The organism is Paracoccus caeni, assembly GCF_016629665.1.
Classification (GTDB): Bacteria; Pseudomonadota; Alphaproteobacteria; order Rhodobacterales; family Rhodobacteraceae; genus Paracoccus; species Paracoccus caeni.
In genome coordinates this window covers 385,328-409,756 of record NZ_JAEPRQ010000001.1, presented here as the reverse complement: position 1 = coordinate 409,756, position 24,429 = coordinate 385,328, and the positions used below count along the sequence as shown (strand labels likewise).

Genomic DNA, 24,429 nt, shown 5'->3' with positions numbered 1-24,429 from the left:
CCGCTGGTGCGCCAGCGCCTTGCCGATCAACATGCCTTGCTGCGACCGCAACTTGAATGGCCGCAACCATCGCCACCGCAGGCCCCTCCCCGTTTCCGAAACATGCCACTCCCTTCACGCATGATTTCAGGAAACGGACATGACCACCTCTGACATCGAACTGCCCATTCCGGGCATCAATTGCGCCGCCTGCGCGGGCCGCGTCGAACGCGCGCTTGCCAATGTCCCCGGCGTCTCCGACATCTCGGTCAGCGCGATCACCAAACGGGCGCGGATGCGTCTGGACGGGGCCAAGCTGCCCGATATCGATCAGGCACTTGCCAAGGCGGGCTATCCGCCGGAACTGATGACCACACGGCTGTCGGTCGAGGGGATGAGTTGCGCCTCATGCTCTGGCCGGATCGAGCGGGCACTGACCGCACGTCCTGACATTGCCAAAGCCGAGGTCAACCTTGTCGCCCAGACCGCCGAGATCACCCACAGCCCTGCCGTGACCCCGCAGGCGCTGGCCGAGGTGGTGACGAAACTTGGCTATCCGGCAAAGCCCCAGACCGATCACAGCCAACATCACCATCACCATCACGATGACGAGGCAGGCACGATCAAGCGCCGCTTTCTGATCGCGCTGGTCCTGACCCTGCCGATCTTCGTGGGCGAGATGGGCGGACACCTGTTCCCGTCCTTTCACCACTGGCAGCACGTAACCTTTGGCGCGCAGAACCTGCTTTACGCGCAGATGATCCTGACCGCGATCATTCTTGCCGGGCCGGGTCTGCGCTTCTTTACCACCGGCATCCCGGCGCTGCTGCGCGGCGGGCCCGAGATGAACTCTTTGGTCGCGCTTGGTGCAGGTGCTGCATTTCTTTATTCGTCGGTGGTGACGATTGCCCCGCAACTCATCCCCGAAACCTCTCGCCACGTCTATTTCGAGGCGGCAGCGGTCATCATCACCCTGATCCTGATGGGCCGCTGGCTCGAAGCGCGGGCCAAGGGTCAGGCCAGTCAGGCGATCCGCGCCCTGATTGAACTGGCCCCGGATGAGGCGACGATTCTGCGCGACGGCCAGCCGATAACGGTCGCGGTCGCGGATTTGCGCCCCGGCGATCTGGTGCGGCTGAAACCGGGCGAACGAGTCGCGGTGGATGGCGTCGTCACCGAAGGCACCGGCCCGGTGGATGAGGCGATGCTGACCGGAGAGCCGATCCCCGCCGTGAAAAGCCCCGGCGACAAGGTGACGGGGGGGACGGTCAATGGCTCGTCTGTCCTGACCTTTCAGGTCACGGCGACGGGGGCGGATACGACCCTCGCCCGGATCGTGAAGCTGGTGCAGGACGCACAGGCGGCCAAACTGCCGGTTCAGGCGCTGGTGGACCGGATCACGCGGATTTTCGTGCCGGTTGTGATCGGGCTGGCAGCGCTGACCTTCGCGCTGTGGATGGCGTTTGGTCCTGACCTTGCGCATGCGGTGGTGGCTGCGGTGGCGGTGCTGATCATCGCCTGCCCCTGTGCCATGGGGCTGGCCGTTCCGGTCTCGATCATGGTCGGCACCGGGCGCGGCGCGCAGCTTGGCGTGCTGTTCCGGCGCGGCGATGCGCTGCAACGGTTGTCCGAGGCGAAGCTGGTCGGCTTCGACAAGACCGGCACCCTGACCCAGGGCCGCCCGGCGCTGGTCGGCTTGCGAACCGAAGGTATCCCCGAGGACGACGCCCTGCGCCTGACCGCTGCCGCCGAAACGCAGTCTGAACATCCGCTGGCCCATGCCATCGTCACCGCTGCCAAAGATCGCGGGCTGACTCTGCCCGAAGCGACACAGGTCAGCGCCTCGGCCGGACACGGGCTGACGGCTTTGGTCGAGGGGCAGCACCTGCTGATCGGCAATCGCAAGGCGCTTGAGGATGCCGGGATCGCGTTCAATGACGCGCTGCTGTCTGACCAGATTGCCGCGACCCCGGTGCATCTCGCCGTGGATGGCCGCCATGTCGCCAGCCTTGCGCTGATGGACCCGATCCGCCCCGAGGCGGCAAAGACCATTGACGGGCTGCACAGCCTTGGCCTGCAAGCAGCGATGCTGTCGGGCGATGTGCAGGCGACGGCGGATGCGGTGGGCGGTCGCCTTGGGATCGATCAGGTCCAAGGGGGATTACTGCCGGATGACAAGCTTGGCGCGGTGAAGGCGATGGGCAAGGGTTCGGTCTTTGTCGGCGACGGGATCAATGACGCGCCCGCGCTGGCGGCGGCGGATACCGGCATCGCCATTGGCAGCGGTACCGATGTCGCCATCGAATCCGCCGATGTGGTGCTGATCTCGGGCGATCCGTCGGGGGTGGTTCGCGCGATCCGGCTGTCGCGGGCGGTGATGCGGAATATCAGGCAGAACCTGTTCTGGGCCTTTGGCTACAACGCCCTGTTGATCCCCGTTGCGATGGGCGTGCTGGTGCCCTTTGGCGGGCCACAACTGTCGCCGATGCTGGCCGCAGGGGCGATGGCGCTGTCCTCGGTCTGCGTTGTCGGCAATGCCCTGCGGCTAAGGCGCGCCGCATGATCGGTCGGCGCGGGTTTCTGGCCTCTGGCGCGGCGCTGGTCCTTTCCGGCCCGGCCCGCGCCGATCAGCCGATCCCGCGCGTGCTGATGTTCGGCGACAGCATGACTGCAGGTTTCGGCCTGCCGCCAGCGGACGGGCTGGTGCCGCAACTGCAAGAATATCTGACCAGACAGGACCGCCGCGCGATGATGATCAATGGCGGGTTATCGGGCGACACGACCTATGGCGGGCGGGTGCGAATCTTGTGGTCGATGCGGCGGCACCGTCCCGATGCGGTCATCGTCGAGCTGGGCGGCAATGACATGCTGATGCGTATCCCGCCGGATCGGGCCGAAGCCAATCTGGACGTGATCCTTGAGACGGCAAAATCGGGCGGCAGGCCGGTGCTGCTGGTCGGTATCCACCCACCGCGCGGCGATGCCGAGATACGCCGTCGCTGGGCCGCGATCTGGCCGCGTCTTGCGCAGCGGCACAAGGTGCTGCTGCTGCCCGATATCTACGGCCCGCTTGTCGCAGGACCTCCCGAACGACAGCGCGAATTGCTGCTGGCCGACGGCATCCATCCGTCGGCAGAGGGGGTGAAGCTGCTGGTCGAACGGCTTGGGCCGCATCTGCTGGAATTGCTGGATCAGCTTGAATGACGCGGTGAACACAGGCGCACAGGGCAGAGCCCGCCCGTCAGGGCAAGCTCTCTATCCCTGTGTGACGGCTGATTTAGTGCCCGCTGTGATCCTCGGCCGCTTCGGCGCTTGCTTCCGGCGTCCGGTCCACCACCGGAGCCTCGACATCCAGCGTGCCGCAATCACCGAAATCCAGCTTCAGCTTTACCACGTCATCGACATCCAGCGGCTCCTTGACCCCCATCATCATGATGTGATCGCCGCCACGCTCCAGCGCATGCTCGGCACGCGGGGCGACGGCGAAGCCTTCCTCGACATGGGTCATTTTCATCATGCCGTTCTCTTCGACATGCGTGTGCAGCTCGACCCGCTCGGCGGTGTCCGAGGACGCGCCGGTCAGGCGGCATTCCACCTCACGGTGATTCTCAAGCTGCATGAAGGCGGCTGCGGTCTTGGGATTGCTGCTCAGCACATAGGCGTCGCGCACTGCAACGCCGTCATGGGCAAGCGCAGACAGCGGCAGAAGCGCCGCGAGGGCGGTGGTCAGGGCGATACGGTTCATGGTCTTTTCCTTCGAGATGCGTTCAGTTTCCGGTCACAGAAGCTGCGTCGAAGGTGGACCGCGCGCCCATGCAGGCGGGGCAGAGCGGCCGATGCCGATGTGATCGACAGGCAAGATATGGATCAGCGCAGTCGCCAGACGTTCAGGCAGGACCGGCGGCTCGGCTGTCTGTGCCGACATTAGCGACAAGGCCATGTCGGGGCAGATATGCGCCTTGATCGCGAAGGGAGAATCGGGCTGATGAACCATGACGACGCCATGGCCCGAGCAAAGGACCACCTGCCCGTCCAGCACCGCAGTTCCCCGCGCAGCGCCCAGACCGATGCCGGTCAGCGCAAGCAAAAGGATCAGCGAAAGATGCAGAACGCGGCTCATGGCGTGATCAGACCCGCAGCGCCCGCGCAGCAGACCCGGCGGGGGCTTTGTCGTCACATCCGATGATCCCAGCAAACGGCAACGGCTTCCTCACGCGCGAACCTGGCCCGCTATAGCCTTGCCGCGATCTCACCGCAAATCAATTGCCCGCAAATGCAAAAGCCCCGCTGCAAAGCGGGGCAATCTGTCGCAGATGCGGCAGAGATCAGGCGGTTGCGGCGCCCTTGGCGATCTCGCGCTTGATCTTCAGCGCGCGGTCCGACAGTTCCGCATCCTTGGCTTTGGCCAGGAAAGCGTCCAGACCGCCACGGTGATCGACCGAACGCAGCGCGGCAGCCGAGATGCGCAGCGAGTAGCTGCGGCCCAGAGCCTCGGATTGCAGCGTCACGTCGTTCAGGTTCGGCAGGAACCGGCGACGGGTTCTATTGTTCGCGTGGCTGACATTGTTGCCAGTCATCGGGCCTTTGCCGGTCAGTTCGCAGACGCGCGACATGGTACTATTCCTTCGTCTCAGCTATGCGGGCGGTCCCGGCAGGGGTCCGACCCAATGTGAAAGGGCGCCGCGAGGCAGCGCCCGAAATCCTGTTCGCGGTTGGTTACGAAAAAGCCGTGGCGGCGTCAAGCCAGAATCCTGAATTCAGCTTCAGCCGCCGATGCCAGCCCCGCCATCGCCGCGCGCCACGGGAACGGCCCATGGCTGACCCGCGCCACGTTCAGCCGTGCAAGCGCGTCAAGCGGCGGGGTCTTTGGCGAGGCCATGATATTGACCGGCAAGGGGCAATCGCGTGTCAGCGCGCCGATCAGCGCCGGATCGGCAAGGCCGGGGGCGAAGAAGCACCCTGCCCCGGCTTCGGCATATGCCGCCGCGCGCGCAAGTGCGTCTGCGATCAGATCGGCATGGGTTTCAGCCGGGTTTTGCAGGAACAGGTCGGTGCGGGCATTCACGAAGATGCCGGTATGATCGGTGATCGCCGCGATTCGGGCGGCGTGCTCATGGGCCGGGCGGATGCCGTTTTCGGGCGGAATCCCGTCCTCAAGGTTCACCCCCGCGACGCCAAGAGCTTCCAGTCGCTTCGCATTGGCGGTGATCCCTGCGGGATCGTCGGCATAGCCCGCCTCGAAATCCACGCTCAAGGGCAGGTCCGAGGCGGCGCGGATACGTTCGATGACCAGAAGCAACAGGTCCAGCGGGATCTCTTGCCCGTCGCCGAAACCAAGCGCACCGGCGACCGAGGCGCTGCCGGTCGCCAGCGCCTTCGCGCCGGCGCCAGCGACGGCCTTGGCCGATCCGGCGTCCCAGATATTGATCAGGACCAGCGGATTGCCCGGCTGGTGGAGGTCGCGGAAGATGATGTCAGGCTGCATAGCTACGCTCTATCTCGATCAGTTTTTCCTTGCGCCACAGCCCCCCGGCATAGCCGGTCAGCGTGCCATCGGCGCCGATGACGCGGTGGCAGGGCACGACCAGCGCCAGCCGGTTCGTGGCATTGGCCCGCGCCACGGCGCGAACGGCGGTCGGTTGGCCGATCTGGGCGGCAAGCTGGGCATAGCTGCGCGTTTCGCCCGCCGGGATGGTCTGCAGCGCCTGCCAGACACGGTTCTGGAAATCGGTGCCGTGAAGGGCGACGGGAATGTCCATCAGCGGAGCCTCGCCCTTGAAATAGCGCCGAAGCTGCGCCTCGGTCCGGTCGTGGACGGCAGAGCGGCCAAGACCGAGGCGGCCCTTGGTCAGTTCGGATAGCTTGCGCAGCCCCTGTGGCAGCGCCTTTCTTTCGACGAATTCCAGCAGGTGCAGATTGCTGTCGTCGGCAATGGCGATCATCCCGCCCAGCGGCGTGTCGATCCAGTCGGCGCGCAGGTCCGAGGGCTTTACCATCTGGTGCGGCGGATGGCCGAACAGCCGGGCAAAGGCCGTGCGGAACCCCGAAGCCGAATCGAATCCCGCATCAAGTTGCGCATCGATCATCTGCGATCCCTCCTTCAGCGCACCAAGCCCATGGCGCAGCCGCGCCGCGCGGGCCATTTCCAGAAAACTTTGCCCGAAATGCCGCTTGAACGCGCGGCGCACGGTCGAGGGGTCATGGCCAAGTGCGGTCAGATCGGTTTCGGACCAGCGATGCTCGGGGTCGGCCTCCAGCCGGGCCATCAGGTCGCGGACCAGCGGCTCTCCCTCGGCTGTCGCACCTGTCGGGTGGCAGCGCAGACAGGGACGGAAACCGGCAGCGCGGGCCTCTGTAGCGGTGGTGAACCATTGGCAATTGGTTTCCAAGGGCTTGCGGGCCGGGCAGGTCAGGCGGCAGAAGATGCCGGTCGTGGTGACGCCGACCAACGCGCGCCCCTCATAAGCGGGATCGCGGGCGACCAGCGCGGCGTAGAGCGTTTTCGGATCGGGCAGAGCGTTCATGGTCATGGTCCTTGCTGATGCTCTCCCTTGCTAGATGATTCGCCGCTACAGCGGGCCGCGAAATCGGGCGTCTATTTCCGGCCCTGATCCTGCAGCCAGTCCAGCATCTGATGCGCGGCATCTGCCGGGCTGGTATCGCCACTGGCAACCCGTTCGCCCAGATCCTCAAGATGGGCCTTTGCCGCATGCGTTTCCAGCCGTGCCAGCAGCCCGGCGCGAAGTTCCGCCATGAACCAGTGCCGCGACTGCTCTGCCCGGTTGCCGTCGAAATGCCCATGTTCGCGCCGCCAGTCGGCCAGTTCCTGCATCTCGTCCCAAGCCTTGCGCATGCCGTCGCCGGTCAGCGCCGACACCGCCAGAGCCTTCGGAAACCGCTCAGGATCCTGCGGGCGTTTGCGCAGCAGGCGCAGCGCCCCCGCATAGTCGGCAACGGTGCGACGGGCGGTGGACAGCAGGTCGCCGTCGGCCTTGTTCACAAGGATCAGGTCGGCCATCTCCATGATGCCGCGCTTCACGCCCTGCAATTCGTCGCCCCCCGCCGGTGCAAGCAGCAAGACGAAAAGATCGCACATCTCGGCCACCAGCGTCTCGGACTGACCGACCCCCACGGTTTCGATCAGCACGACATCATAGCCCGCCGCCTCGCACAGCCGGATCGCCTCGCGCGTGCGGCGGGCGACGCCGCCAAGCTGGGCACTGGAGGGCGTGGGGCGAATGAAGGCGTTCGGGTTGCGCGAAAGAAGCTCCATCCGGGTCTTGTCGCCAAGGATCGAACCACCCGAGCGGGTCGAGGACGGATCGACGGCAAGGACGGCGACCTTCAACCCGGCTTCGGTCAACATGGTGCCGAAGGCTTCGATGAAGGTGGATTTGCCGACGCCGGGCGTGCCCGACATTCCGATGCGCAGCGCCTGCCGGTCGGGCAGGCTCGACAACAGCGCAACGGCGCGGGCGCGATGGTCGGGCCGCGTCGATTCGATCAGGGTGATCGCCCGCGACAAGGCGCGGCGGTCGCCCTGGATCAGAGGGTTCAGAAGCTCGTCCATTCCACCCCGCTTCTCGCCTACAACAGTTCGGCGGATCATGGATATGGGCGCCGCGGCCAAATGCCAAGGGAAAGGGGCCGGGTTGCGACCGTTCACCGGGCTGGCTAAGCCTTGCTGGAATGGCAGAGGGGGGCCGGATGCGGCGCAGGGCTTTTCTGATCGGGACAGGATTGGCGCTGCTGCCGGGCATTGCGGGCGCGCAGGCGATCGACTGGAAGGCGCAACCGCTGCGGCTGATGATGTTCGAGCGGAAGGGTTGTCTTTATTGCCTCGCATGGAAGCGGCAGATCGGGCCGGGCTATGCGGAAAGCGCTGCCGGGCGGGTCGCGCCTTTGGTCGTCGTCGATATGGACGGGCCCTATCCCGACGGGCTGGCGCTGGCGCGCAGGCCGGTGGTGACGCCGACTTTCGTGCTGATGCGAAACGGGATGGAGTTGGGGCGGATCGAGGGATATTCGCGGCCCGACGCCTTTTATCCTGCGCTAGAGACCTTGCTGGCCGGGTAGTCGGGGCGCTGCCCCGTCGCCTGACGGCGACTCCCCGGGATATTTTCGGTGAAGAAGAAAGGCGCGGCCTTTTGTCGGGGGCGTCGATGCGCTAGGCAGCGGGCATTCGTTTTCAACACGGTGAACGCCATGCATGACATTCGTGCCATTCGCGAGAATCCTGAAGCCTTTGACGCCGCGCTGAAGCGCCGGGGTCTGTCGGGTCTGTCGGGAGAAATTCTGTCGCTGGATGCCGAACGCCGCTCACGCATCGCCGAGGCCGAAAGCGCACAGGCCGAGCAGAACCGGGCCAGCAAAGAAGTCGGCGCGGCCAAGGCGCGTGGCGACGATGCCGAGTTCGAGCGGCTGAGGGCGCTTGTGGCCGAGAAGAAGGCCGATGTGGCGCGGATGCAGGCCGAGGCGCAGGCGCTGGACGAGCGGTTGCGGGAAGCCCTGATCGGCATTCCGAACCTGCCCTTGGACAGCGTGCCGGATGGCGTCGATGAGAATGACAATGTCGAGTTGCATCAGTGGGGAACGCCGCGCCAGTTCAACTTTGCGCCGGTCGAGCATTTCGAGATTGCCGGGGTGAAGCCCGGAATGGATTTCGAAACTGCCGCCAAACTGTCGGGCAGTCGTTTTGTCGTGCTGAAAGGCGCGGTCGCCCGGGTTCAGCGGGCCTTGGCGCAGTTCATGATCGATCTGCATGTCACGCAGCACGATCTGGAAGAGACATGGACGCCGGTTCTGGTGCTGGAAGAGATGATGTATGGCACCGGGCAGTTGCCGAAATTCGGTGAGGACAGCTATCAGACCCGCGAGGGCTATTGGCTGATCCCGACCTCGGAAGTGACGCTGACCAATACCGTCAATGGCGATCTGGTCGAACATGCCAGCCTGCCGCGGCGGATGGTGGCGCATAGCCAGTGCTTCCGTTCGGAAGCGGGCAGCGCGGGGCGGGATACGACCGGGATGCTGCGGCAGCATCAGTTTGAGAAGGTCGAGATGGTGTCGATCACCGATGCCGAGACCGGCGTGGCCGAGCATGCGCGCATGACCCGTTGCGCCGAGGCGGTGCTGGAAGCGCTGGAACTGCCCTATCGGACCGTGGTTCTTTCGACCGGGGATATGGGTTTCGGCGCGCGGATCACCCATGACATCGAGGTCTGGCTGCCCGGTCAGTACAAGTATCGCGAGATCAGCAGTATCAGCTATTGCGGGGATTTTCAGGCGCGGCGGATGAATGCGCGCTATCGCCCGGAAGGCGGCGGAAAGCCCGAATTCGTGCATACGCTGAACGGATCGGGGTTGGCCGTCGGTCGGACGCTGATCGCGGTGCTGGAGAACGGGCAGCAAGAGGACGGCTCGGTCCTGTTGCCGGCGGCGCTGCATCCTTATCTGGGCGGGGCGACGCAGATCACCGCCGAGGGCAGTCTTGCCTGACAATGGAAACTGGTCCGGCGCTTTCTGCGTTGGGCCAGATGAAACGTCGTTTGGACATAGCATATATTGCCTCGGTGGCGGGATTCCTTGCCAGCGGGATGCTGTATGTCGGGGCGGCGCCCGGCGGTGGGGTCGTGACCAAGATTGCCGAGACGGAGACGCTTCTGCTCTCTACCGCCCAAGCGAATCCCACACAAACGACTGATCTTCCTGAGCTTTTCCTGCAGCCCGACAATGCAGTCTCCTGGATGCTGCTGATCGTGCTGTGGGGGCTGTTGCTGCTGGATGCCGCTGATCGGCTGCTGCAACCGGAAGATCAGCGGTCGCGACCGGAATTGCTGCCGCTTTGTGTGGCACTGATCGTCGGCGCAATCTGGCCGTGGATTTATCGGACGAATGTGCCTGTCGCGGTTCTGGGGGCAATCCTGATGGTCACCTCGGCGCTGGCTGCTGCGATGCGCGATGCCAGCACTCGCAGGCCCGCCGTGGGGTTCTTTGCCGGGTGGAGCACAGGTCTGGGGCTGGTCACCGCGACGGCGCTGATTGCCGGGCGGCTGGAATTGACCATCGTTCAGGCGGCGATTGCAGTGATCCTTTTGGGCGCGGCGATCGGGATCGTGGCGCAGTATCGGCTGGACCATCGGGTGAGCTATTCCGTTGCGGTGATCTGGGTCTTCTGCGGGCTGGCGGTCGCCACGATGGGGGGCAGCATGGCGGTGGCGCTGGCTGCGATTCTGGCGATTTCTGGGATGAGCGTGATGCTGATCCGGGCGGCCAGTTAGCCGCGCAACACCCCCTGCGGGCGTTGCTATGGGTGTTTTCGCAACAATAAATTGAGAAGGTGCGCCGGGCCAGCAAATGCTGGGGTTTTGGCTGCACAGGGCGTCCACCACGCATGCACAGCATGTGCACAGGCTGTACACAGCTATCGCACGGTGTGTTGCATGGCGGGGGTGGGGTCGCCGGTCGGCGCTGCGGGTCAGCCGTCCAGACGCTCGACAGTCCAGCCGTCTTTTTCCAGCAAGCGCAATACGCCCTGTTCGCCCGGCAGGTGCAGCGCACCGAAGCCTGCGACGATGCCCTTGCCGTCCGCCGCCGCCTGTTGCGCGGCGTCCGTAAGCGGCGCGATCCAGCTTTGATTGCGTTTGTCCATCAGCTGTTCCTGCGCAAGATCCATCTGCTCGTCCACCTTGTCGCGGCTGAGGCCGGAACTGCGATAGGCGTCAAAGCGGCCAAATTCCCAGATCAGCCAGATGTCACCGTCGAAATAGGCGTCGCCCAAGGTCACCGCATAATCGTCGGCATGGGCCGCCAGCGGCAGCGAGGCGCGGATCATGTCCAGTTCCTGCTCAACCGTCAGATCGGCAAAGATCGTGAAAACGGTGTTCCACGGCTCAAGCGCCTTGACGGCGATGCCCTTGTCCTCGGCTGCTTTCACCAGCAGATGATCCAGCCCGTGATCCTCTGTCTCGCCCTGTATCTGCGACATCATGCAGGGGCTGATCGACAGCATCATCGCCACATACCATGGCCTTAACTTCGAGGTGACGACGGCGGGCAAGCCCCGGTCGGACATTGCTTCGGCGAGCTTCGCCCATTCGGCCGGGTCCAGCCGCTCGGGCAGGGTCGGGCCGGTGGCATCCACCATCAGCGACGGGTCTTCGGACAGGGCGCGGGTCAGTTTCGCCTCTTCCTCGGGCCCGGCCTCGACCAACAGCGCGGCAGCATCCGCAATCTCGGGCGCGACGCGGTCCAGCATGGCGCGGTGGCGCGGATCGGGGAAATGGTAGGTGCCGATCATCAGGATATCCTGATCGCCCTTGGTGGCGCGCCACAGGATGCCTTCTGGATTGGGCACCGATGTCGCAGCCTCGGTCAGTTCGCTGCGCAGATCCTCGGGCATGTCGGCGAAAAGATTGGTGCCGCTGCACCCCTCGATCTGGGCCGAGGCAAGGCCCGCCATTCCGGTCCAGCCCACAAGGATCGCCGTCAGTAGAAGCCGCATCAATTCCGTCCCGTATTTCAGCCCACGCCTTCAGGCTGACATATCGATCCCCCGGCGAACAGATGCCGGGGAAACTTTGTCGCGCGGATTTTATCTGTTCGCCATCGTTGACAGCCCGGCATCAGGTGCCTAGATCGTCTGCCATTGGCACTCGCCCCCGGTGAGTGCCAACAACGCAACACTGCAACCTGAGACACGGAGTGTTACCATGGCATTCAAACCGCTGCACGACCGCGTTCTGGTCCGTCGCGTCCAGTCGGACGAGAAGACCAAGGGCGGGCTGATCATCCCCGATAGCGCAAAAGAAAAACCGGCCGAAGGCGAAGTCGTCTCGACCGGCGAAGGCGCCCGCAAGGATTCGGGCGAGCTGATCGCACCGTCGGTCAAGGCTGGCGACCGCGTCCTGTTCGGCAAATGGTCGGGCACCGAAGTCACGATCGACGGCGAAGAGCTGCTGATCATGAAGGAAAGCGACATTCTGGGCGTGATCGGCTGAGCCGACCCCGGAACGTAAATCCTTCAATAGAACATTCAGGAGATTCAAATGGCTGCTAAGGAAGTCAAGTTCAGCACCGACGCCCGCGATCGCATGCTGAAAGGCGTCAACGTTCTTGCTGACGCCGTCAAAGTGACGCTGGGCCCGAAAGGCCGCAACGTCGTGATCGACAAATCGTTCGGCGCGCCGCGCATCACCAAGGACGGTGTTTCGGTCGCCAAAGAGATCGAGCTGTCGGACAAGTTCGAAAACATGGGCGCGCAAATGGTCCGCGAAGTCGCTTCGCGCACCAATGACGAAGCCGGTGACGGCACCACCACCGCAACCGTGCTGGCCCAGGCCATCATCAAAGAGGGTCTGAAATCGGTCGCCGCCGGTCTGAACCCGATGGATCTGAAGCGCGGCATCGATCTGGCCACCTCGAAAGTGGTCGAAGCGATCAAAGCTGCTTCGCGTCCGGTGAACGATTCGGCTGAAGTCGCCCAAGTCGGCACCATCTCGGCCAATGGCGAGGCCTTCATCGGCCAGCAAATCGCCGAAGCCATGCAAAAAGTTGGCAACGAGGGTGTCATCACCGTCGAAGAAAACAAAGGCATGGAGACCGAGGTTGAAGTCGTCGAAGGCATGCAGTTCGACCGCGGCTACCTGTCGCCCTACTTCGTCACCAATCCCGACAAGATGATCGCAGATCTGGAAGACGCCTACATCCTGCTGCACGAGAAGAAACTGTCGTCGCTACAGCCGATGGTTCCGCTGCTGGAAGCCGTGATTCAGTCGGGCAAACCGCTGGTCATCGTTGCTGAAGACGTTGAAGGCGAGGCTCTGGCCACGCTGGTCGTCAACAAGCTGCGTGGCGGTCTGAAAATCGCTGCCGTCAAGGCTCCGGGCTTCGGCGATCGTCGCAAGGCGATGCTGCAAGACATCGCGATCCTGACCGGCGGTCAGGTCATCAGCGAAGATCTGGGCATGAAGCTGGAGAATGTCGGCATCGACATGCTGGGCCGCGCCAAGAAGATCACGATCAACAAGGACAACACCACCATCGTTGATGGCGCTGGTGAAAAAGCCGAGATCGAAGCCCGCGTTTCGCAAATCCGTCAGCAGATCGAGGAAACCACCTCGGACTACGACAAGGAAAAACTGCAAGAGCGCGTGGCCAAACTGGCTGGCGGCGTTGCCGTGATCCGCGTCGGCGGCATGACCGAAGTGGAAGTGAAAGAGCGTAAAGACCGCGTCGATGACGCGCTGAACGCAACCCGCGCTGCTGTCCAAGAGGGCGTCGTTGTGGGTGGTGGTGTTGCTCTGGTTCAGGGCGGCAAGGTGCTGGAAGGCCTGAAGGGTGAAAACTCGGATCAGGAAGCCGGTATCGCCATCGTTCGCCGCGCACTGGAAGCTCCGCTGCGTCAGATCGCTGAAAACGCTGGCGTCGATGGCGCTGTCGTGGCTGGCAAGGTCCGCGAGTCGACCGACAAGACCTTCGGTTTCAACGCACAGACCGAAGAATATGGCGACCTGTTCAAGTTTGGCGTCATCGACCCGGCAAAGGTCGTTCGCACCGCGCTGGAAGATGCAGCCTCGATTGCAGGCCTGCTGATCACCACCGAAGCGATGATCGCCGAGAAGCCCGAGCCGAAACCGGCTGGCGGCGGCATGCCCGACATGGGCGGCATGGGCGGCATGATGTAATCACGCCTGCCTTTGGCAGAACGGAAAGGGCGTCCGAAAGGGCGCCCTTTTTGCTATTTTGGTTTTCGGGCAGAGGGCGGTGCCCGACCGCGGGTGGGCACCTGCAACAGTCGTTCTGCACACTTTATGGTGCCACCCCGTCGTCGCTATCTGTATCGCGAGACCTCACCGAAGTGCCCGCCCGTTGGGGCGGTCGGGCACTGCCCGGCGTCGCCCAAGGGCGACTTGATTCCGGGCGGGCGCTTAAATTTCAGCGGCCAAGGTAGGGTTCATTCGGTGAAATGAAACTGCGGCTCGTAGCTCACCGGGAAATTCACCGACCGCGCGATGAAGCAGACCGTGTGGATGCGGTCATGAATCTCGGTCGCGGTCTGCAGATCGGCCCCGTGTTTCAGCGTCACACGCGGATGCAGCGTGGCCGAGAGGAACCGCCCTGCCCCGCCTTTTTCCACCTCGCCAATGCCAACCGGGCGATCCTCATAGGCGGTAACCACCAGCCCGGCATCCGAGGCAAAGTGCAGATACCAGAGCATGTGACAGGCCGACAAAGCCGAGAGCAGCAGATCCTCGGGGTTCATCTTCGCGGGATCGCCGCCAAGCAGCGGATCGTTCGAGCAATGGATCGCCTCTTTGCCCGGAACCGCCACATCCCATGTCCGCTCATAGGCGCGATAGCCCGACGTGCCAGCGCCCCGATTGCCGGTCCAGACGATACGTGAGTAATAGTCGTGCTGCATCTTCGCCTCCTTCCGTCAGCGAATGGCGTCGGTCGTCAGTCCACGACAACGCCTTCCGCACCCATAGCACTTGCCAAGCCCTTGAACCGCGACTGCGCCACCTCGCCCATCAGCTCGCGGCCGGTGCGGGTCAGCTTCAGTCGCAATTCCTTCTTCTGCGGCAGCCATGTCAGCTTACCCGCATCCGCCGGATCGTCGATCGAGAACATCGCGCCGAACCGCATCGCCTTGCCAAGGATCTCGGCATCGCGGATCTGTTCTTCGGTCAGCAGATCGAACAATGGCGCCATCGGCGATTTCGCCCGGCTGTTCTTGTAGCGATGCAGCAGCGCCAGCCCCAGAAATACCCGTTCGGGGTGGCTCAGCGCGGCCATATTGGCGCGGGTCACGTTGTCGAAACAGGCTTCCGCGCGATAGTCGGGATGCGCGCGCCATGTGGTGTCGTGCAGCAGACAGGCGGCGCGGATCAGGCGGTCGCGTTCGGGCGGGGCACCCTTGAACAGCGGCTCAAGGAAAAGGTGCAGCTTTTTGCCGAAACCCGGCATCCGCGCCATCTGGCGTTCGGTGAAACGCGCCGCCTCGATCAGCGGATCGCGTTTGCGCAGGCTGTCGGACATATGCTCATAGAGCAGCCCTTCGCGGATGCCATAGCTGGACACGGCAAGCTCTTTCGGCTGGAAGGTCTCGACCAGCTCGGCCAGAACCAGCGAAGCCAGCGGCACCAGCTCCATCCGCGACGAGGAAATCCCGACCCTTGCGCGCAGATCGTTCAGCTCGTGCGCGGCGATCCAATCCACCGTCTGGGTGACCGCCTTCGGGTCCATCCGGTATTCGTGCAGCACGGTCATCGGGTAGTTCACCCGTTCCATGTCCAGCCGCGCAATCGCCCGCCACGAGCCGCCGACCAGATAGATCCGTTCGTGATCGGTGCCCAGCTTCTCGGCCAGTTCCTTCATGATCTTGCGGATATGCTTTTTCAGACCATCCTTGCCGCCCTGCACCTGCTGCAACCGGAACGGCCCAAGCGGAGAGGTCACGCGCCGACCGACCTTGCCATTCGCAACCTCGGCCAGTTCCATCGAGCTGCCGCCGATATCGCAGACCAGCCCCTTGGCTTCGGGCCAGCCCAGCAGAACGCCCTGCGCCGAAAGCCGCGCCTCTTCCTCGCCGTCGATGATATGCAGCTTCAGCCCGGTCTCGCGCTGAACGCGCTGTTCGAAGGCGGGGCCGTCCTCGGCCTCGCGGACAGCGGCGGTCGCCACGCAGGTCAACGGCTCGATATCCATGCCCTTGGCCAAAGTGGCAAAGCGGCGCAACGTGATGATTGCGCGTTCGACCCCGGTCGGGTTCAGGCGTCCCGTCTCGACCATCTGCGCGCCCAGACCGGCCATTACCTTTTCGTTGTAGAAATAGGCAGGCGACCGCGCCGCGCCGTCAAAGACCACCAGACGGACCGAGTTCGAGCCGACATCGACAACGCCCACCCGCGACAGCGCGCGTTTAGGGAGCTTGTCGAACGTCTTGCCGAAGGAATCGAGCTTCTGGCCCGTGGTCGTGGTCACGCCGTTCATTCGCATCAGCTCCCTGCTTGCGCATCGGGTCGTTTATTGACGGCAGCTATCGCTCGCGTCAATCCGGAGAATGGGTCAGGGCCGGAACATCGCGCGCGCCAGCCGTTCCACGACCGGACAATGACGGATTTTCCATGAAGAAGCGGTGACAGTTGAACAGGTCATCGCGATCCTCTGGCAGATAGCGGACATAGCGGCCATCGGGCTGCAACAGCCAGCTTTGCGCCTCATCCGCCATGTTCGCCGCCATGATCTGACTGACGATCTGCGCCTTCACCGTGTCGTTCAGACATTCCACCAGCGTCTCGACCCGGCGGGACAGATTGCGCTCCATCCAGTCGGCAGAGCTGATAAACACCCGCGCCTTTTTCGACGGCAGGTCATGGCCGTTGCCAAAGCAGACGATGCGCGAATGTTCCAGATAGCGGCCGACGATGGATTTCACCCGGATATTGTCCGAAAGCCCCCGGATGCCCGGCCGGATGCCACAGATACCGCGCACGACAAGGCTGATCTTCACCCCGGCAGCGCTGGCGGCATACAAGGCCTCGATCACGTCTTTCTCGATCAGCGAGTTCATCTTGGCCCAGATCGCGGCCTTGCGGCCCTGCCGGGCAAATTCGGCCTCGCGCGCGATCAGCGCCAGCAAATCCTCTTTCAGATCGACGGGAGAGATCGACAGATTCTCAAGTCCGGCGGGCTGCACATAGCCCGAGAGATAGTTGAACACCTTGGTCGCATCCCGGCCAAGCGCCGGATCGCAGGTGAAAAGTGCCAGATCGGTATAGATGCGCGCGGTGATCGGGTGATAGTTGCCGGTGCCGTAATGGGTATATGTCACCAGATCCTCGCCCTCGCGTCGGACGACGGTGCTGATCTTGGCGTGGGTCTTGTAGTTCACGAAACCATAGACGACATGCGCCCCGGCCCGTTCCAGACGACGGGATTGACGGATATTCGCGGCCTCGTCGAAACGGGCCTTCAGTTCCACCAGCGCTGTGACCGACTTACCGGCCTCGGCGGCTTCGCACAAAGCATCGACGATCGGGCTGTCGCGGCTGGTGCGGTAGAGCGTCTGCTTGATCGCCAGCACATTCGGGTCGCGCGCCGCCTGTGCGACGAAGCGGACCACCATGTCGAAGGTCTCGTAGGGGTGGTGCAGCAGCATATCCTTTTGCTGGATCGCCGCGAACATGTCGCCGTCATGGTCCTGCACCCGTTCCGGCACGCGGGGGGTGAAGCTGGGCCATAGCAGATCGCGGCGCGAATCGAGCACCAGTTCCCGAAGATCGGCCATACCCAGCAAGCCTTCGACCTCGACCACCTCGTCGGGGGTGACTTCAAGCTCTTCCATGATCAGGCGGCGAAGGCGGTCGGGGGCGCCTGCGGTGATCTTCAACCGGATGACACTGCCGCGACGACGGCGCTTCAGCGCGGTCTCAAACTCGCGGACCAGATCTTCGGCTTCTTCCTCGACCTCAAGATCACTGTCCCGCAGCACCCGGAAGGCACAATGGCCGGTGTCGCGATAACCGGGGAAAAGCGAGGACAGATGCATCAACAGCAGGTCTTCCAGCCGCAGGAACCGCTCGCCCCCCGGCAGGGGCACGAAGCGCGTCAACTGTGCCGGGATCGGCAGCAAAGCCTGCATCTGGCGGCCATCGGTTTCGCGGGCCAGTTCCAGCGCCAGCGAGAAGCCCGCATTCGGGATGAACGGGAACGGATGGGCCGGGTCGATGGCCAAGGGCGACAGGACCGGGAACACCTTCTTTTCGAAATAGTCGCGCAGATATTCCTCTTCCGCGCGGGTCAGCCGGGCGCGGGACAGGATCACGATACCCTCTTGCTCCATCTCGCGGCGCAGGCGGTTCCAGACGCCCTGCTGCGCGCCCATCAGGCGGCGGGCATCGGCGTTGATCACGGTCAATTGCTGCTGCGGGGTCAAGCCGTCATCCGAAGGGGTGCTGCTGCCTTCACGCACCAATTCGCGCAGACCGGCGACGCGGACGGTGTAAAATTCGTCAAGGTTCGTCGCGCTGATCGAGATGAAGCGCAGCCGTTCCAACAGGGGGACGCGGGGATTGCGGGCCTCGTCCAGAACGCGCCAGTTGAAGCTGAGCCAGCTGAGTTCGCGATTGAAGAACCGCTGCGGGCCCTCGGGCGGGCCTTCGGGCAGATCGCGGGGTTCGGGAAAGGGTGTGCGCAGGAAATCGGCTTGGGTCATGAGGCGGAAATTCGGGTGAGAGGTTCGTTCGGGATCATGCGTCAGCGTCTGGCAGATTGTCCAGCAACTCGGCGGCAAGACGGCGGGTGATCGGGCGTTTCTCGGCCAAGGCGCGGCGGTCTAGGGCGGCAACCAGATGCCGGGCCAGCCCCAGATCGCGGTCCATGTTCAGGACCAGCCAGCCGATCAGGTCGGCGGGCACGTTCTGCTGACGGTCGGCGAAAAGCTTGACCAGAACGGCGGCCAGAAGCGCCTCATCCGGGGCGCCAAGGCGGACCAGCGGCATCGCCTGCATCCGTGAACGCAGATCGGGCAGGACCAGCCCCCAGTCACGCGGCGGCGTCCGGGCGGTCAGAAGCAGCAGGCAATCGCGGGCGGCGCTGAGGTTCCACAGATGAAACAGCGCCTGTTCCGCACCCGCAGCCCGACCGGCGCGGTCGGCATCCTCGACGACCAGCGCGCCACCCTCGGCGACCAGAGCATCGGCGGCATCGGGGCGTAACGCCGCAGCCTTCAGCCGCAACGCGCCGTTCTCGGCCGCCCAGAAGGCCGCCATATGGGTTTTCCCCGCGCCTTCCGGCCCGACCAGCAGCATCCGCCCCTGAGGCCAGCTTTGCGGCTGGTCCAGCATCTGCAGCGCCTCGGCATTGGCGGGCGCGGGCAGGAAATCGGCCCGCGCATGGGCGGGCGCGGTGGTCAGATCCAGCGTAAGCTGGCGCGAAGAGCCTGCCATTTACTCGGCGTTCTTCCGTTCAAGCTCGTGCTGCATTTCCTCGATCTGGCCTTGGGCGCGATTGCGGTCGGCGGCCAGACGCGCGGTGCGGATCTGTTGCTCGACAGTGCCCGTCGGCACAATCTCGATCAGTTGCGGCTGGCCCGGCTCAGGTGGCAGCACCTGCCCGGTATAAAGCGCCGAATCTCGGTAACGCTCGGTCAGGAAGCGGGCGATGACGCCAAGGGTCGCGGCCATCGGCACCGCGGCCACCATGCCGACAAAGCCGAAAAGCGTGCCAAAGACCGACAAGGCCAGCAGCAGCCAGACCGGATGCAGACCGACATGGCCGCCGACGATCTTGGGTTGCAGATAGTTACCCTCAACCAACTGCCCCAACCCGAAGATCGCAACGACCGAGGCGATCCAGAACCAGTCGCCCCAGAAGCTGAACAGGGCGACCCCGATGGCCGTCGCCCCGCCGATCAGCACGCCGACATAGGGGATCAGCGACAGGATCGCGGCCATCACCCCGATGAAGAAGCCAAAGGGCAGACCGACCAGCATCAGCATGATCGAATACCAGGTGCCGAGGATCAGGATCACCAGCCCCTGCCCGCGCAGAAAGCCCGACAGCGTCTCATCGATATCACCGGCGATGCGGCGGATCGTGGGGGCATGCTCTCTCGGCAGCAGGCGGTCGATATGGCGGACCATGCGGTCCCAGTCGAGCAGCAGGTAGAAGGCCACGACCGGCGCGATGACAAGGATCGCCACCATACTGATCATGCCGCCGACCGAGGTCAGCACCGATTGCGCGATGGTGCCCCATTGCTCGCCCATGGCGGCGTTGAGATCGCTCATCGCGCTGCCAAGCGTGCCGCCTTCGGGCAGCAGATCGGGGAAGCGCGCGGTCAGGAATTCCTGCCCCTGTTGCAGCATGTCGGGCATGGTCTCGATCAGGGCGGCGGCCTGACGGACGACGATCGGAACCAGCAGCAGCACGGCGGCGACGAAGATCAGCACCACGACAAAGGTGATCACCACGACGGACAGCGTGCGGGAAAGGCCCATCCGCTCCAGCCGATCGGCGACCGGGTCCAGCAGATAGGCGATGCCTGCGCCAAGGATGAACGGCAGGATCGCCTGCCCCAGAAGCCACATGGTCAGTAGCAGCAGCAAACCGGCGACGCTCCACCAGATGATCTGTTTGTGGATCGGCATACGCATGGGCAAGGCTCCGCAGGGGTTACAACCCCGGCAATGTGACCGCAGCATGGGTTGGTTTCAAGCTGGAACATGCTGCATGTGCGAAACCGTTCCGTTCGGATCGGGCGACGGTTCTTGGCAAGTGCGGGCCGATCCGCTAACGCTCGGAACCTGAAGATTGTCGAAGGATCCCGTTCATGCGTCTGTCGCGCTACTTCCTGCCCGTGCTGAAGGAAGACCCCAAAGAGGCCCAGATCGTCAGCCATCGCCTGATGCTGCGCGCGGGTATGATCAAGCAGCAGGCCGCAGGCATCTATTCATGGCTGCCGCTGGGCCTGAAGGTGCTGCGCCGGATCGAGCAGATCGTGCATGAGGAACAGCAGCGCGCGGGCCATATCCCGTTGCTGATGCCGACGCTGCAATCGGCCGATCTGTGGCGCGAAAGCGGCCGTTACGACGATTACGGCGAAGAAATGCTGCGCATCAAGGACCGCCACAAGCGCGACCTGCTGTATGGTCCGACGAATGAGGAGATGGTGACGGATATCTTCCGCAGCCATGTGAACAGCTACAAGGATCTGCCGCTGACGCTGTATCACATCCAGTGGAAGTTCCGCGACGAGATCCGCCCGCGCTTCGGCGTCATGCGTGGCCGCGAATTCCTGATGAAGGACGGTTACAATTTCGACCTGACCAAGGAAGACGCGCTGCACGCCTATAACCGCCATCTGGTCAGCTATCTGCGGACCTATGAGCGGATGGGCCTGCAAGCCATCCCGATGCGTGCCGATGGCGGCCCGATTGGTGGCGATTACACGCATGAATTCCTTGTGCTGGCCGAAACCGGCGAATCCGAGGTCTTCTATGACAGCCAGATCACCGATCTGACATTCGGCGATCGCCAGATCGATTATGATGACGTGGAACAATGTCAGGCGGTGCTGGAAGAATTCACCAGCCGTTATGCCCGCACCGATGAAACCCACGATCAGGCACTGTTCGACCAGATCCCCGAGGATCGCCGCCGTTCCGCACGCGGCATCGAAGTCGGCCAGATCTTCTATTTCGGCACCAAATATTCCGAGCCGATGGGCGCAACGGTCGTGGGCCCCGATGGCAGCCGCGTGCCGGTTCACATGGGCAGCCACGGCATCGGTGTCAGCCGCCTGCTGGGCGCGATCATCGAGGCCAGCCATGACGACAAGGGCATCATCTGGCCCGAAGGCGTGACGCCCTTCCATGTCGGTATCGTCAACCTGAAACAGGGCGACGTATCCACCGACAGCGCCTGCGAGGCGATCTATGCCGAGTTGAAGACCCGCGGTCTGGACCCGCTTTACGACGACCGCGACGAACGTGCGGGGGCGAAATTCGCCAGCATGGATCTGATCGGCCTGCCGTGGCGGGTGACGGTCGGGCCGCGTGGCCTTGCCAATAACAAGGTCGAGCTGACCAACCGCCGCACCGGCGAAAGCGAAGAGATGTCGCCGCAGGAAGCCGTGGATCGACTGCAGCAGATCTATCTGCCGGTGCTGAACGCAGGCGCTCCGGCTGCGGCGAAATGATCGGGGTGCTGCGACTGGCGGGCGGCATCGCTTGCGCCGTCTGCCTGTCGCAGTTCCCGGCCTTTTCCGATCAATACGTTCAGCGCCTTGGCGGGCAGGTCGATTCGCTGGCCCGCGTGGTGCAGGAATTCGACGCCAGCGCCACTCGGGCAGGTCTGAGCCGCGAAGAAGCGCTGGCCGATCTGTCGGGCAGCCGTTTCCGCGATCTGCATCAGGATGACATGCGCCGCGCCTTCACCCGGCTGGACCATGCCCGCGCCGATCTGGCCATGCTGCGCATTGCATCGCCGCTGGAGCGGATGGCCCTGCCCCACCGCCTGCGGGACACCGAAACCCTTGCCGCCACTTGGTCCGATTTCAGTCCGGCGATTCCGGTTACCGCCGCAGGTCTATGGGCCGCGGGAATCGGTTTTGCCGGGGGCTGGTTGCTGATCGCGCTGCTGAGTATTCCGTTCCGGCGTCAGAAACAGCATCTGGGCTGGCGGTAACGGGCAATAAACTTGCCTGAAAAGCCTCGTAAATGCCAGAATATCACGCTTTTCTTTTGGCAACCGCCCTTTTAACCTGCACGGCAGGAAAAGATTTCCAACTGGGAGACAAAAAATGAAAAAACTGCTTCTTGCGACCGCCGCCAGTGCATTGATCGCTGGTGCCGCCGGCGCTGAAGAGATCAAGCTGGGCATGTCGCTGGGCTTTACCGGACCGCTGGAATCGATGGCGCCGGGCATGGCTGCCGGGGCTGAGCTGGCAATGAAAGAGGTCAGCGACTCGGGCCTGCTGCTGGACGGCTCGACCGTCGTCGGCGTGCGGGGCGATTCGACCTGCGTTGACGCCGCTGCGGCCAGCGCCACTGTCGAGCGTCTGATTACCGCCGAAGGCGTCAAGGGCATCGTCGGCGGCATGTGTTCGGGCGAAGCGATTGCGTCGCTGGAAAACGTCGCCAAGCCGAACGGCATCGTGATGATCTCGCCCTCGGCGACCTCGCCCGCTTTGTCCACGATCGAGGATAACGGCCTGTTCTTCCGCACCTCGCCTTCGGATGCGCGTCAGGGCGAAGTGATGACCGACATCATCCTTGAAAAAGGCATCAACAGCGTCGCCATCAGCTACACCAACAACGATTACGGCAAGGGTCTGGCCGACAGCTTTGCGGCAGCCTACACCGCCAAGGGTGGTAGCGTGACGATCAACGCACCCCACGACGACGGCAAGGCCGACTATTCGGCAGAAGTCGCGGCATTGTCGGCAGCGGGCGGCGATGCGCTGGTCGTGGCCGGTTACGTCGATCAGGGCGGTTCGGGCGTCGTGCGCGGCGCGCTGGATACCGGCGCCTTTGAAACCTTCGTCTTCCCCGACGGCATGGTCGGTCAGGCTTTGGTTGACAATTTCGGCTCGGAAATCGACGGCAGCTTCGGTCAGAACCCCGCCGCTGAAGGTGAAGGCCGCGAGAAGTTCCTTGAAATGGCGACCGCAGCCGGTTTCGACGGAACCAGCGCCTATGCAGCCGAGGCTTATGATGCCGCGGCGCTGATGATGCTGGCGATGGCTGCGGCGAAAAGCAGCGATCCCGCCGTCTGGAAAGACAAGGTGATGGACGTCGCCAACGAGCCGGGCGAACAGATCCTGCCGGGCGAGCTGGCCAAGGCGCTGGAAATCATCAATGGCGGCGGCGACGTCGATTACGTTGGTGGCGCCGCGATCGAGATGGTCGAGCCGGGCGAGACCGCAGGCGTCTATCGTCAGGTCGAGTTCAAGGACGGTGCAATGGAGGTCGTCGGCTACCGCTAAGCCGCGCGAAATGCTCCGGCCCGGCTCCCTTTCAGGGCGCCGGGCCATTTTTCAATGACAAATCCGTAACAAGCGGACACACTTCTCCTATCGGTGAAGACAGGGATTAAAGAATGATCAAGGTCGAAGACCTACACCGACATTTCGGTGGATTCAGGGCCGTGGATGGTGCCAGCATCACCATCGAGACCGGCTCGATCACCGGGCTGATCGGCCCGAACGGTGCCGGAAAATCGACGCTGTTCAACGTCATTGCGGGCGTTCTGCCCCCCACTTCGGGCAAGGTGACGATGGACGGCGAGGACATCACCGGCCTGCCCCCCCACGAGTTGTTCCATCGCGGGCTGTTGCGGACGTTCCAGCTTGCGCATGAATTTTCCTCGATGACCGTGCGAGAGAACCTGATGATGGTTCCCGGCGCTCAAAGCGGCGAGACGATCTGGAAGACATGGCTGCAACGCGCCCGGATCGAACGCGAAGAGGCCGAGTTGCGCAAGAAGGCCGACGAGGTTCTGGACTTTCTGACCATCCGCCACCTGACCCATGAGAAGGCCGGCAACCTGTCCGGCGGTCAGAAGAAGCTGCTGGAACTTGGCCGCACGATGATGGTCGATGCCAAGATCGTCTTTCTGGACGAGGTTGGCGCAGGCGTGAACCGGACACTTCTGGGCACCATTGGCGATGCCATCGTCCGGCTGAACAAAGAACGCGGCTATACTTTCTGCGTGATCGAGCACGACATGGATTTCATCGGCCGCCTTTGCGATCCGGTGATCGTCATGGCCGCAGGCAAGGTTCTGGCCCAGGGTCCGGCCGATCAGATCATGCAGAACGAGGACGTGATCGAGGCCTATCTGGGCACCGGGCTGAAGAACAAGGTCAAGGCCGAAGGGGGTGTCGTATGAGCCAGGTTCAGACACAGGCCGCACCCGCGACGCAGGCGAAAGAGCCCTATCTTT

The 24,429-nt window shown here is 63.6% G+C and carries 23 protein-coding genes; 11 read left to right on the top strand and 12 right to left on the bottom strand.

Annotated elements, in window-relative coordinates:
* Positions 1–139: 139 nt before the first annotated feature.
* Entirely contained in the window at positions 140–2,542 is a 2,403-nt protein-coding gene (locus JJJ17_RS01890) for a heavy metal translocating P-type ATPase (protein WP_200683369.1), read from the top strand.
* Positions 2,539–3,183, top strand: a complete 645-nt coding sequence (locus JJJ17_RS01885; protein WP_200683368.1) for an arylesterase — start codon at positions 2,539–2,541, stop codon at positions 3,181–3,183. The genes JJJ17_RS01890 and JJJ17_RS01885 overlap by 4 nt, the downstream gene beginning before the upstream one ends.
* A gap of 73 nt (positions 3,184–3,256) precedes the next feature.
* Here the strand turns inward: JJJ17_RS01885 and JJJ17_RS01880 are convergent, their stop codons facing one another.
* The 6 genes from JJJ17_RS01880 to meaB form a co-directional block, all read right to left on the bottom strand.
* Positions 3,257–3,724, bottom strand: a complete 468-nt coding sequence (locus tag JJJ17_RS01880; RefSeq protein WP_200683367.1) for a copper chaperone PCu(A)C — start codon at positions 3,722–3,724, stop codon at positions 3,257–3,259.
* A gap of 33 nt (positions 3,725–3,757) precedes the next feature.
* Positions 3,758–4,099 carry a hypothetical protein gene (locus JJJ17_RS01875; protein ID WP_200683365.1) on the bottom strand — a complete coding sequence of 114 codons (342 nt, stop codon included), beginning with the start codon at positions 4,097–4,099 and terminating at the stop codon, positions 3,758–3,760.
* 205 nt (positions 4,100–4,304) lie between these two features.
* Positions 4,305–4,592 (bottom strand): 50S ribosomal protein L28, encoded by a 288-nt coding sequence (gene rpmB, locus JJJ17_RS01870; protein ID WP_200683363.1) that lies wholly within the window; start codon positions 4,590–4,592, stop codon positions 4,305–4,307.
* A 125-nt stretch (positions 4,593–4,717) separates the two neighbouring features.
* Positions 4,718–5,464 (bottom strand): isocitrate lyase/PEP mutase family protein, encoded by a 747-nt coding sequence (locus JJJ17_RS01865; protein WP_200683361.1) that lies wholly within the window; start codon positions 5,462–5,464, stop codon positions 4,718–4,720.
* Positions 5,454–6,509, bottom strand: coding sequence for a bifunctional transcriptional activator/DNA repair enzyme AdaA (locus JJJ17_RS01860; protein ID WP_200683359.1), 1,056 nt, complete (start codon positions 6,507–6,509; stop codon positions 5,454–5,456). The genes JJJ17_RS01865 and JJJ17_RS01860 overlap by 11 nt, the downstream gene beginning before the upstream one ends.
* A gap of 65 nt (positions 6,510–6,574) precedes the next feature.
* Positions 6,575–7,549: a methylmalonyl Co-A mutase-associated GTPase MeaB gene (gene meaB / locus JJJ17_RS01855; RefSeq protein WP_200683357.1), complete on the bottom strand. Its 975-nt coding sequence runs from the start codon at positions 7,547–7,549 to the stop codon at positions 6,575–6,577.
* 137 nt (positions 7,550–7,686) lie between these two features.
* Here meaB and JJJ17_RS01850 point away from each other — a divergent pair, with 137 nt between their 5' ends.
* The 3 genes from JJJ17_RS01850 (at position 7,687) to JJJ17_RS01840 (ending at position 10,259) form a co-directional block, all read left to right on the top strand.
* Entirely contained in the window at positions 7,687–8,055 is a 369-nt protein-coding gene (locus JJJ17_RS01850; RefSeq protein WP_234463839.1) for a thioredoxin domain-containing protein, read from the top strand.
* A gap of 129 nt (positions 8,056–8,184) precedes the next feature.
* Positions 8,185–9,477, top strand: coding sequence for a serine--tRNA ligase (gene serS / locus JJJ17_RS01845; RefSeq protein ID WP_200683355.1), 1,293 nt, complete (start codon positions 8,185–8,187; stop codon positions 9,475–9,477).
* A 50-nt stretch (positions 9,478–9,527) separates the two neighbouring features.
* Positions 9,528–10,259 (top strand): hypothetical protein, encoded by a 732-nt coding sequence (locus JJJ17_RS01840; protein ID WP_200683353.1) that lies wholly within the window; start codon positions 9,528–9,530, stop codon positions 10,257–10,259.
* A gap of 197 nt (positions 10,260–10,456) precedes the next feature.
* On the opposite strand, the gene JJJ17_RS01835 is transcribed toward JJJ17_RS01840, so the two are convergent.
* Complete coding sequence (locus JJJ17_RS01835) at positions 10,457–11,482, bottom strand: TraB/GumN family protein (RefSeq protein ID WP_200683352.1); 1,026 nt, start codon at positions 11,480–11,482, stop codon at positions 10,457–10,459.
* A gap of 208 nt (positions 11,483–11,690) precedes the next feature.
* Between JJJ17_RS01835 and JJJ17_RS01830 the strand changes: the two genes are divergently transcribed.
* Together JJJ17_RS01830 and groL are read left to right on the top strand one after the other, a co-directional pair.
* Positions 11,691–11,978: a co-chaperone GroES gene (locus JJJ17_RS01830; RefSeq protein WP_200683351.1), complete on the top strand. Its 288-nt coding sequence runs from the start codon at positions 11,691–11,693 to the stop codon at positions 11,976–11,978.
* A gap of 48 nt (positions 11,979–12,026) precedes the next feature.
* Positions 12,027–13,664 (top strand): chaperonin GroEL, encoded by a 1,638-nt coding sequence (groL, locus tag JJJ17_RS01825; protein WP_200683350.1) that lies wholly within the window; start codon positions 12,027–12,029, stop codon positions 13,662–13,664.
* A 269-nt stretch (positions 13,665–13,933) separates the two neighbouring features.
* On the opposite strand, the gene JJJ17_RS01820 is transcribed toward groL, so the two are convergent.
* From JJJ17_RS01820 to JJJ17_RS01800, 5 genes are read right to left on the bottom strand one after another with little or no spacing between them, the layout of a single operon-like run.
* Complete coding sequence (locus JJJ17_RS01820) at positions 13,934–14,401, bottom strand: OsmC family protein (RefSeq protein WP_200683349.1); 468 nt, start codon at positions 14,399–14,401, stop codon at positions 13,934–13,936.
* 35 nt (positions 14,402–14,436) lie between these two features.
* Positions 14,437–15,972, bottom strand: coding sequence for a Ppx/GppA family phosphatase (locus tag JJJ17_RS01815; protein WP_200683348.1), 1,536 nt, complete (start codon positions 15,970–15,972; stop codon positions 14,437–14,439).
* A gap of 58 nt (positions 15,973–16,030) precedes the next feature.
* Positions 16,031–18,196 (bottom strand): RNA degradosome polyphosphate kinase, encoded by a 2,166-nt coding sequence (locus JJJ17_RS01810; RefSeq protein ID WP_200683347.1) that lies wholly within the window; start codon positions 18,194–18,196, stop codon positions 16,031–16,033.
* 34 nt (positions 18,197–18,230) lie between these two features.
* Positions 18,231–18,929: a P-loop NTPase family protein gene (locus tag JJJ17_RS01805; RefSeq protein ID WP_200683345.1), complete on the bottom strand. Its 699-nt coding sequence runs from the start codon at positions 18,927–18,929 to the stop codon at positions 18,231–18,233.
* Positions 18,930–20,138, bottom strand: coding sequence for an AI-2E family transporter (locus tag JJJ17_RS01800; RefSeq protein ID WP_200683343.1), 1,209 nt, complete (start codon positions 20,136–20,138; stop codon positions 18,930–18,932).
* A 176-nt stretch (positions 20,139–20,314) separates the two neighbouring features.
* On the opposite strand from JJJ17_RS01800, the gene proS reads away from it, so the two are divergent.
* From proS to JJJ17_RS20665, 4 genes are all read left to right on the top strand, one after another.
* Positions 20,315–21,682, top strand: a complete 1,368-nt coding sequence (gene proS / locus JJJ17_RS01795) for a proline--tRNA ligase (RefSeq protein WP_200683341.1) — start codon at positions 20,315–20,317, stop codon at positions 21,680–21,682.
* Positions 21,679–22,170 carry a DUF2937 family protein gene (locus tag JJJ17_RS01790; protein WP_200683339.1) on the top strand — a complete coding sequence of 164 codons (492 nt, stop codon included), beginning with the start codon at positions 21,679–21,681 and terminating at the stop codon, positions 22,168–22,170. Before proS ends, JJJ17_RS01790 begins: the two co-directional genes overlap by 4 nt.
* A gap of 115 nt (positions 22,171–22,285) precedes the next feature.
* Complete coding sequence (locus JJJ17_RS01785; protein ID WP_200683337.1) at positions 22,286–23,470, top strand: ABC transporter substrate-binding protein; 1,185 nt, start codon at positions 22,286–22,288, stop codon at positions 23,468–23,470.
* 113 nt (positions 23,471–23,583) lie between these two features.
* A complete protein-coding gene (locus tag JJJ17_RS20665; protein ID WP_200683336.1) occupies positions 23,584–24,375 on the top strand; it encodes an ABC transporter ATP-binding protein in 792 nt (263 codons plus the stop codon).
* The last annotated feature ends 54 nt before the right edge of the window (positions 24,376–24,429 follow it).